The organism is Psychrobacter sp. UBA3483, assembly GCF_002377905.1.
In the GTDB taxonomy this organism is placed as follows: domain Bacteria; phylum Pseudomonadota; class Gammaproteobacteria; order Pseudomonadales; family Moraxellaceae; genus Psychrobacter.
In genome coordinates this window covers 1-8562 of record NZ_DFQS01000062.1, presented here as the reverse complement: position 1 = coordinate 8562, position 8562 = coordinate 1, and the positions used below count along the sequence as shown (strand labels likewise).

Genomic DNA, 8562 nt, shown 5'->3' with positions numbered 1-8562 from the left:
CAAGTTTAGGGGGTCAGTTCATCATAAGAGCGGTTTTTTTATGCTTGTATAATCTGTTCGGGATAAAAACAACACGCTAGTCACTCGGTATCGTTTTTAAAGTGAACCTAGTATATTTAATAGAATATTGTTTTAACTTCATAATAAAGGTTAATCAGTCCACGCATCACGGTTGGCTTCATCCTTTAGTTTCACAAAGTCATCGGGGTCAAATTTGATTTGCTCGCCGGTTTTACCTTCTTTAATTTGTCTTTCATAATCACGCAATATTCTGAGCGCGACCGGTGATAAGATTAAAATCGCCACTAAGTTAACCAGTGCCATGAGACCCATTGATAAATCAGCGAAGTTCCAAATGGCAGGCAAGCTAGCAATAGCACCGACAAACACCATACCCAAAACCATAAATCGGAAAATCATAATCATGACTTTGGCATTTTTTTCACCAGAGATAAATTCAAGATTGGACTCACCATAGCTGTAGTTGGCAATGATAGAGGTAAACGAGAAGAAGAAAATCGCAATCGCGACAAAAACTACGCCCATATCGCCCACATACTGCGACAGCGCCAATTGGGTTAATTGAATACCTTCTTGTTCGACATTTGGATCGACGACGCCTGAGAGAATAATAATAGCTGCCGTTGCCGTACAGATAACCAGCGTATCCATAAAGACACCGAGCATTTGCATAAAGCCTTGCACCGCTGGATGGTCAGGATGGCTTTTTGCCGTCGCCGCCGCATTGGGCGCTGAACCCATACCAGCTTCGTTAGAAAATAAACCACGCTTGATACCATTAATCATCGCCTGCGCAATACCATAACCAATCACACCGCCCGCCGCTTGCTCAAAACCAAAGGCTGATTTTACAATCAAGGCAATCGCGGCTGGGAATTCGCTAAAGTTGGTGATAATAATATAAAGCGCCAACAAGATATAAAGAATCGCCATAACCGGCACGATTTTTCCTGCAATACGCGCAACCGAGCGTAGCCCACCAAATACCACTGGGGCGACGAGCGCCACCAGTATTAAACCTGTCATCCAAGTTGGCACGCCAAACGCTTCATTGGTCGCCTGCGCAATCGTATTTGATTGGACACCGTTGAACGCCAAACCAAAAGCAACCAGCAAACAAAGCGAGAAAAATATCGCCAGCCAGCGCTTGCCCAAACCTTTTTCGATATAGTAAGCCGGTCCACCGCGGTAAACATTGTCATTATGGGGCACTTTATAAGCTTGTGCTAAGGTTGACTCGATAAAACTGGTCGACATACCGACAAGCGCCGTCATCCACATCCAAAACACCGCGCCCGGTCCACCAAGATAAATGGCAATTGCCACCCCAGCCAAATTACCGGTACCGACGCGCGCCGCTAGGGAAGTCATTAGCGCTTCAAATGAGCTGATACCGCCATCTTTACGTCCTTGATTTGACACTCGTAATAACTGCCACATATGCCCGAAGTGACGAAACTGAATAAAACGCGTAGCAACGGTAAAATATAGACCAGCCCCAATCAACACAAACATCAACAATCCATACCAAGGATTGCTGGCGATTAACCAATCATTATTACCCCAGATAATACTAACACCGTAATTGACGATGTTATTAAACCAGCCTGCTATGCCTTCGCTCATACCAACTCCTCACTTACTTGTATAAATATTGCTTATTTTTATATAGAAATACATTTAACTGATTATACAGCCCTTAATTTTGCTCAAACCCTCTACTAATAAGATGCCGTGTGCATTTTATAGAGATTAAGACACAGGCTACTATCAAATTTGGTTATTAATTTAGAAAGTCTATTTCTGAAATAAATGTTACTTACTATTGAACTCCTATAGAATGAAGAATGTAACAAAGCAGTAGCATTAGTTAGACATTTAACGTACGATTTCAGTAATATTGAATGCTGTAAGCATTTATAGAAGTCTACTCTCTTGCTAACAAGCTTTTTAAATACGCTAGATTGGATTTTATAGACATTAGCGTTCGGTTGATATTGACTTATTGGCATGAATGACTAGCGTATTAACAACTTTAAGACTCTTGTCAGGAAGACGGGATCGTAAAAAACAGCGGATTGTTGACCTTCGTCGTTTTTCCTCGATAAATCCCCTTTTTTTCTGCAAGACACTCTTAAAAAACCCTAGCATTTATGATGTTGTTTATTTTGTTAAGCCAGCTTTTAAAGTACCGCTGTCAAAAGCTTAATGTAGCAATAAATGACTGTTAAATCGCTTTATGATTGATTCACGTTTTAGTATTTGGTTTTTATCATTTTTCATTTGCGCATATTTTTTCAGCTAAGCTGTTGAGTCATTTTGTATGAATTGTCTATGGAATGTTTTTTATAGACACAATGTCGCTTGAGGCGATAGACAAGAATAACTCATTAAGCTCAAATCAAATATTATGTTTTTAGGCAAGACAAAAGGAGTTGTCCTATGGAAAACCACAACGATCCATCCGGTTATTGGCGTGCCAATATCCGTCTCATTATAGGTTGCCTCGTTATTTGGGCCCTCTGTTCTTACGGTTTCGGTATCTTATTTCGTCCATTATTAACAGGTATTCGAATAGGTGGAACTGACCTAGGATTTTGGTTCGCTCAGCAAGGTTCCATTGGCGTATTTATCATTTTAATTTTCTTCTACGCGTGGCGTATGAATAAGTTAGATAAACAATATGGTGTAGACGAGGATTAGCCCTATGAGTCAATTTACGATTAATATTATTTTTGTAGGTCTATCTTTCGCTTTATACTTCGGTATTGCATGGTGGGCACGTGCAGGTTCAACCAGTGAATTTTATGTTGCTGGCGGCGGTGTGCATCCAGTAGTAAACGGTATGGCAACGGCTGCTGACTGGATGAGTGCGGCGTCATTTATCTCGATGGCAGGTATTATTGCTACTGGTGGTTACGCGGCATCAACGTATTTGATGGGTTGGACGGGTGGTTACGTTCTACTGGCCATGCTTCTAGCCCCTTACCTACGTAAATTTGGTAAGTTCACGGTTCCAGATTTTATTGGCGACCGTTTTTATTCTAAGACCGCGGCTATGATTGCTGTGGTTTGTTTGATTATTGCCTCAACCACTTATGTTATCGGTCAGATGACCGGCGCTGGGGTGGCATTCTCACGCTTCTTAGAAGTGGATAATACTACCGGTCTGATTATTGCCGCGGTCGTCGTCTTCTTCTATGCCGTACTTGGTGGTATGAAAGGGATTACTTACACGCAGGTTGCGCAGTATGTGGTTCTGATGATTGCTTATACCATTCCTGCAGTCTTTATTTCACTTGAATTGACGGGTAATCCGATTCCGGGTCTTGGCTTGTTCTCAAACCATGTGGAAGCCGGTATTCCTATCTTAGCTAAGCTTGATCAAATCGTCGTTGACTTGGGCTTTACCGCTTATACTGCTGACGTGCCAAACAAGCTAAACATGGTGCTATTCACTTTATCACTGATGATTGGTACAGCGGGTCTACCGCACGTTATCATTCGCTTTTTCACCGTTCCTAAAGTTGCGGATGCGCGCTGGACGGCTGGTTGGACATTGGTTTTCATCTCGCTACTATACTTCACTGCCCCTGCAGTAGGTGCAATGGCGCGTCTAAACCTAATCGATACTATCTATCCACAAGGTGTTGAAGAGCCTGCGATCGATTACGATCAACGTCCAGACTGGATGAGAACGTGGGAAGAAACGGGTCTTATTAAATATAACGATTTAAATAATGATGGTCGTATCCAGTTCTATAGCGATAGCGGACTTGGTGCGGCGGAGCTAGCAGCAGCGGCTGCCACTACTGACGGCGGTGATGTTGCTGCAACGACGGCTGCAGTTGAAAAAGCAAAAGCTGAGCATGCTTTAGAGCGTGATGGTATCTTTGTCGACAGAGGCTGGGAAGGTAATGAGCTTGATGTCAACGCTGATATCTTAGTATTGGCTAACCCAGAAATTGCACAGCTACCAGGTTGGGTTATCGGTCTTATCGCCGCCGGTGGTTTGGCAGCAGCGCTTTCAACGGCAGCTGGTCTACTACTTGCTATCTCATCAGCAATCAGTCATGACTTGATTAAACGTAACTTAAATCCAAACATTACCGATGCAGGCGAGCTAAAAGTAGCCCGTATTACGATGGCAATTGCGATTGTGGTTGCGACATGGCTTGGTATTAACCCGCCAGGATTTGCAGCACAGGTCGTTGCATTAGCCTTTGGTATTGCAGGCGCTTCACTGTTCCCTGCACTGATGATGGGTATTTTCTCAAAACGTATTAACAACCTTGGCGCTATCGCTGGTATGTTAACGGGCTTAGTTAGCATCTTGGTTTATATCTTTATCTTTAAAGGCTGGTTCTTTATCAGTGGTACAGCAAGCTTCCCTGATACAGAAGAATACTGGTTGTTCGGTATCTCACCACTATCATTTGGTGCGGTTGGTGCATTATTGAACTTTATCGTGGCATTCGCCGTTTCTTATGCGACTGCGCCACCACCAGCACATATCCAAGAATTGGTTGAAAGTGTTCGTTCTCCACGCGGAGCTGGCGGCGCAATCGATCACTAATCTAGACGATGTTGTGTGCTATTATTTGTAATCTAATCACTCACCGGCAGCAGCTGCTTGTGAGTGATTTTTTTATCTCTTTATGAATTGGTTTTAAATGCGCTGATGGCGTTAAGGAAAAATTTTATGCTTTTTGAGTTTATCGCTACCATAGCTGCCGGATTTGGTATGGCTGGGATAGCATTAATCATAACTCACCTCAGCAAACTTGCAGGAAAAAAGGCCCCAAGATGGCTGATTCCATTATTTGGGGCGATTGGTATCTTTGGCTTTCAAATCAACCAAGAATATAGTTGGTTCGAGCAGCAAACTGCGCAGCTACCTAACGGCGTGCATGTGGTGAAAAAAGTCGAACAGAGCACTTGGTTTCGTCCTTGGTCATATATCAAACCACAAACTTTTCGCTTCATCGCCGCTGATAGCGGACACGCTCGCGCCAATGCAGATAATCCAGATATTTACTTGGTGAATTTATATTTGTTTGAGCGACGTCGAAGTGTGCAGCAAGTACAGCAAGTTATTGACTGTGCTGACCCTGCTCGCGCCGATTATGTATTGCAAGAAAAGGATAGTAAGCTGAGCATTGATGAGCATGTGAAGCAAACCACTAAATGGCGGCCATTAGAAAAAAATGACCCGTTATATATCAACGTCTGTATCAATAAAAGTTAATAACGCGTGTTGATACTGGTATAAGCATGCTTTGAGTTTGCTCCCACTAATACGCCGGCGCATAGACCACCAAAATGCGCCGCAAATGAGATGCCTTGCTGTGGCATCAAGCCTTGTTTGATGGTCAACCAATAGCCGGTGCCCATAACGATGCAAGCAAGCAGATAACCCCAGCGCCGCGCAAATACTGCTCCGCCTATCATGTAACCCAGCATCGCAAAACATAGCCCTGACGCGCCGATATGAATCGACAACGGCGAACCGATAATCCAAGTCGCCAATCCTGACGCCACGATCAATTTAATTACCGTACGATAAGCATTATTTTCAAAGAGTCCGAACAAAAATAAAATTTGTAATAACGTCAACGTATTGCCAAGTAAGTGAGAAAAATTGCCATGCATCGTCCATGACGCAAACACCCCAATCATACTGCCTAAATCTAGCGCACGTGGCACAATACCGAAAATATTCCATAGCCCGAAAAGCAGCGTTTCGTTGAGAAAAAACATGCCCCATATCGGTATAAGAACAAACACATATAAGCCAAAAACTTGCTTAATTCTGCGCGTTGTTAAGCTAAATAATTGCTGCCACTTCATAACAAACCTTATCTTTTAAACCTTTGAAGGTTATTAAAACCCTATTGCTCGCTCACAGAAGACAATGCGCTTTTCACAGGCTTAAATGACAATGATGAGGTGTCCTCTTCTGCCGTTAATACACTCTTAGCATGCAGCAATGAGGTCGAATGATAAGGAACCAACGCCGTTGGCATAAAATCACGCGCCGCATCAATATGTTTAACCGAATCATCAAAAAAGATGTGTGGCGCAAAAGTTTTTAATACGGCCGTCTTTTCAAGTCCGCCCAAAAAAAATGCCATATCGAGATCGACACCCCAATCACGTAGCGTTTTAATAGCACGCAAGTCGGCAGGGGCATTTCGGGCCGTAACCAAAGCTATCTTCATAGGAGACGTATGCAATCTTGCAGGCAAACGCTCCTGCATTTTTGACAGCTTAATCAACAGCTCGGCATAAGGGCCTTTTTCTATGGGCAAGTCACGCATTTTGGCTTCACGCTCATGAAAAGCGCGCAAGCCTTTTTGCTTATAAAGTAGCTCACCTGAATCATCAAATAACACCGCATCGCCATCAAAAGCAATACGTAGCTGCTGCGTATCAAGCTCATAAGTATTGACCGGAGTGGCATCCAATATCGCACAAGCACAAATATTGGCATCTGCCACCTGCTGCGCATCATCACGATTGGTGGTCAAAAACAAATCCACATTAAAATCTTTAATATAAGGGGCAATAGGGCTTCCAGAGATAAACGCCGAGCGCGAAATGGTTAAGCCATGCTCGCGAATCGCATTGAGCACTTGAATACCCGTATCCGGACTACTTTTTGAGACAATCACTACTTCAACCAGCGGTGTATCAATACTTGAACTCTGCCCTTCACAATCATGGCAATAATTATTTAAATTTAGCAACGCTTTAATAAGCGGATAACCGGCACCGATGCTGAGCGGATCGTTTTCACGTTCAGCCATATAATCGCGGAATTCTTTAATCGCTTCGTGAGGTCGCTGCTGCAATAACGCTACCAGATGATTTTCAGATTCTGACAAATCAAATAAAGCCGTCGCTGATATCGCAACAATTAAGGTATTGGTAAAATCTACAGCCATATTTTCCTACTCATTTTTTTATATACAATAAATGTCGCTCTTATAAAGCAGTCTAGCAATTTAAGCCAAACCCGTAAGTAGGCTTTTGATTATAGTATTTTATCTTTGGCCATAAAAAACTCCGATTGAGCCACTTATGGTAATTACCCCCGCATAACCTTCACTGTCTTAATATGCAAATTGCTTTTCAATGTATATTACTCACTCTATGGTTACACATTGTCACTACTTATCCTAAACTACCGTTTCTAAACTTTTGTAAAATCATTAAGGTATTAAATTCTAATTTATAACTACTAGGTAGCTGATGATGCTAAAAAAACTGTTTAAACCCAGATATGTCAAATATGACCCGAAATATATTACCTTGAGCGATGAAGACCATGAAATCATAGAGACGATTACCAACGATATTCGTCTCTATGTCAAAAAAAGCAAAGCGCTAAATGACATTGATCACCATGTACGCGCTGTCCATGCCAAAAGCTATTGTGGTCTAAAAGCTAAGTTTGAAATACTGGATGATATTCCTAAGGAATACGCGCAAGGCCTTTATGCAAAGCCGGGCATTCATGATGCTGTCATCCGCTTTTCTAATGCTGCCGCCGCAATTAGCGCAGATAGGAGACTGGGATTAGGACAAGGATTGGCTATTAAGATATTCGACGTGCCTGGTAAAAAACTGGCTCCAGGGGAGGAAGATAGTACTACTTTTGATTATGCGTTAGTCAATGGTCCTATATTTTTCACCAATAGCCTGAAAAACTACGCCTATCTTTCGAAATTAAATTTTGGCTTGAATGGTTATTTGGGAGATGGTCTACGGGGTAAAGGCAGGTTCGTGTTTCATTGGTTGACTAAATACGGTAAAGAATTCCCTGATATGGAAGGTCTGCGCTCACTGAACGCCTTCAGAAAGTTAGCAACCATTCCACCTAAAAACGCTTGGTTATACGATTATTTCTCCCAAGGCGCGTTTCGTCATGGAGACTATATGGCAAAAATCAGAGTTACCCCTACCAAAGCGTCAATGGATAAAATTAAACGTACCAATATTCACTTATTTACCGAAGACGAAGCGATTCGGCCAGTTATCATTGAGGAAATTAAAGAACATGACTATCAATTTGAAGTACAAGTTCAACTTTGTCGTAATATCAAAAAACAACCTATTGAACAGCTAACCAAAGAATGGAAAGAGTCTGATGCTCCATTTGTCACGGTCGCAACCTTGACGATACCTTGCCAAGACGTGCCTGATGACGGCAACCTTCAGGCAATAGAAGATTTGAGCTTTACCACTTTCCGCTGCCTCGAAGCCAATCGCCCTATTGGCGTCATACAACATTCTCGACTACGTGCTTACCAGGCCTCTTCTAAGGCTCGTCATGAGCATAATAACGCTAAGCGCAAAGAACCGACTAGCTTAAAAGAGGTTTTTAGCAAATCAGCGACCGAGTAATTACTCAAGATGATAGTAGACAGAGCCATCATTATTACAATTGATATTTTTTTATAAAACCCACTCCCAAAGAAAAGCCCCTTAGCAATTAAGCTAAGGGGCGATTCAGGAATAGAGAGCTGACGATGACCT

7 protein-coding genes are annotated in these 8562 nt (G+C 42.5%); 4 read left to right on the top strand and 3 right to left on the bottom strand.

What is annotated here, in order from left to right; translation table 11 throughout:
- Positions 1 to 150 precede the first annotated feature (150 nt).
- Entirely contained in the window at positions 151 to 1647 is a 1497-nt protein-coding gene (locus B2866_RS11635) for an alanine/glycine:cation symporter family protein (RefSeq protein WP_296194424.1), read from the bottom strand.
- An 816-nt stretch (positions 1648 to 2463) separates the two neighbouring features.
- On the opposite strand from B2866_RS11635, the gene B2866_RS11630 reads away from it, so the two are divergent.
- The 3 genes from B2866_RS11630 (at position 2464) to B2866_RS11620 (ending at position 5269) form a co-directional block, all read left to right on the top strand.
- Positions 2464 to 2724, top strand: coding sequence for a DUF4212 domain-containing protein (locus tag B2866_RS11630; protein WP_296194422.1), 261 nt, complete (start codon positions 2464 to 2466; stop codon positions 2722 to 2724).
- Positions 2725 to 2728: 4 nt separating this feature from the next.
- A complete protein-coding gene (locus tag B2866_RS11625; protein ID WP_296194419.1) occupies positions 2729 to 4597 on the top strand; it encodes a sodium:solute symporter family protein in 1869 nt (622 codons plus the stop codon).
- A gap of 126 nt (positions 4598 to 4723) precedes the next feature.
- A complete protein-coding gene (locus tag B2866_RS11620) occupies positions 4724 to 5269 on the top strand; it encodes a hypothetical protein (RefSeq protein WP_296194416.1) in 546 nt (181 codons plus the stop codon).
- Here B2866_RS11620 and B2866_RS11615 read toward each other — a convergent pair.
- Entirely contained in the window at positions 5266 to 5871 is a 606-nt protein-coding gene (locus B2866_RS11615) for a rhomboid family intramembrane serine protease (RefSeq protein ID WP_296194415.1), read from the bottom strand. The two genes, B2866_RS11620 and B2866_RS11615, sit on opposite strands and share 4 nt — an antisense overlap.
- A 41-nt stretch (positions 5872 to 5912) precedes the next feature.
- Positions 5913 to 6968 (bottom strand): 5'-nucleotidase, encoded by a 1056-nt coding sequence (locus tag B2866_RS11610; protein ID WP_296194412.1) that lies wholly within the window; start codon positions 6966 to 6968, stop codon positions 5913 to 5915.
- Between the two features lie 307 nt (positions 6969 to 7275).
- Between B2866_RS11610 and B2866_RS11605 the strand changes: the two genes are divergently transcribed.
- A complete protein-coding gene (locus tag B2866_RS11605; protein ID WP_296194410.1) occupies positions 7276 to 8430 on the top strand; it encodes a catalase family protein in 1155 nt (384 codons plus the stop codon).
- Positions 8431 to 8562 lie beyond the last annotated feature (132 nt).